The sequence below is a fragment of the Streptomyces sp. NPDC005195 genome, from assembly GCF_040608315.1.
In the GTDB taxonomy this organism is placed as follows: Bacteria; Actinomycetota; Actinomycetes; order Streptomycetales; family Streptomycetaceae; genus Streptomyces; species Streptomyces kaempferi.
In genome coordinates this window covers 1-1437 of record NZ_JBEXHZ010000335.1, presented here as the reverse complement: position 1 = coordinate 1437, position 1437 = coordinate 1, and the positions used below count along the sequence as shown (strand labels likewise).

Here is a 1437-nt window from a genome sequence, read left to right as displayed (position 1 = left end):
TGCGGCGCCGCGGCCCCCCCCGCTACCCGCCCCCCGCCCGCCCGGGGCGGCGGCGGGGGGGGGGGGGGGGGGTGGGGCGGCGGACGGCCTCGAGACGGCGGCACCCCCTGAAGGGCGGCGGGACGCCCTTCAGGACGGCGACAGCCCCTGAGAGGGCGGCGCACAGCCCCCTGAGGGCGGCGGGCAACCTCACACCCCGTTCTGTGACCTGCGCCCTGTCGCCGTCACGACGGCCGCCCTTACGTTTGACTGCCCACGCGCCTGCCCCCTCCCGGCGCCACGAGGCCCGACCCGGTCGGGCACGGGCACGGCGGGCACCTGCGAAGGACGGTCACCATGCCCAGCGAACTCTCACCCGTCATCAGCGCCTCCGCGCGCTGGCTGCTGTCGGCGTTCCCGCCGGCGGCCGGCTCGCTGAACCATGCCCTGGCCGAGGCCCAGGCGCAGCACGCGGTCACCATCGCCGCCGCGCTGCGCTACCCCACCCCGCTGGACGCCGAACTGCTCAGCCTGCTCGGCCCCGGAGGCTCGGGCCGCCTGGACTACGTGACCGGCGCCGACGTGCACGCGCCGACCGGAGCCGAATACCTCTGGCGCACCTGGGTCGACGAGACCGTCGTCAGCTGGGCGGCCTGCCTGCTGGCCGACGCCGACCTCGCCGCGGTGGCGACGGCCTGCCTGGCCGCCACCCACCACGGCAGCGACGGCATCGGCAGCGCACGCCGGCTCACCGTCCCCAGCCCCCGCGACCACCGGGCGGCACCCCTGCTGCGTCACCCGGATCTCCTCGGCCCGATCGCCGGCCTCCACCGCGAGAGCCTGCTCGGCCTGCTGGACACCACCCCGGCGGCCGGCGCACCCGGCCCGAGGTGAGCGCCCGCCGCGGTCGCCACGGTCAGGGTGCCGCGAAGAGGCCCGGGAAGCGGGGAGCGAGCCAGGGCCTGCGTCCCCAGACGGTGATGCCGCCCCGCCCGATGGCGCTCCACTGGCCACGGCGGCCGAGCGCCATCAGCAGGAAGGTGACCGGCTCCGTCAGGATGGTGCAGTCCGGCCGGGCCGGCGGCCGCGGATCGACCTGTACGACCCCGTCGGTCACCGTCACACCGAACCGGGTGCCGCCCCGCAGCCGGATCGTGTAGCGGGCACTCAGCCCGGCCGTACGGGCGGTGTCGGTCACCCGCGGCATGGCGGTGAGCAGGAACGGCACGGTCAGCCCGACCCGGGCACGGTCGATCATGTGCGGACGGCCCAGCGCGCGGGCGAGGTCGTATCCATGGCCCAGCATGTGGGTCAGCAGGTAGGACCCCAGCACGTCGGCGTCCATCGGGCCCAGCGGGGTGACGAGGGTTCCCCGCGCGGCACCCGCGTCCCACGCCTTCAGATACGCCTCGGCCTGCGCCTCGATCATCGCGGCCAGCGGCCGCGCCCTGCGCTCGC

At 76.7% G+C, this 1437-nt stretch carries 2 protein-coding genes; one reads left to right on the top strand and one right to left on the bottom strand.

The window, feature by feature from the left end; genetic code table 11:
• Positions 1-336 precede the first annotated feature (336 nt).
• Positions 337-873 (top strand): hypothetical protein, encoded by a 537-nt coding sequence (locus ABZV34_RS39470; RefSeq protein ID WP_356288122.1) that lies wholly within the window; start codon positions 337-339, stop codon positions 871-873.
• A gap of 22 nt (positions 874-895) precedes the next feature.
• Here the strand turns inward: ABZV34_RS39470 and ABZV34_RS39465 are convergent.
• The coding region (locus ABZV34_RS39465; protein ID WP_356288119.1) for a maleylpyruvate isomerase family mycothiol-dependent enzyme at positions 896-1437 on the bottom strand (542 nt) is incomplete at its 5' end.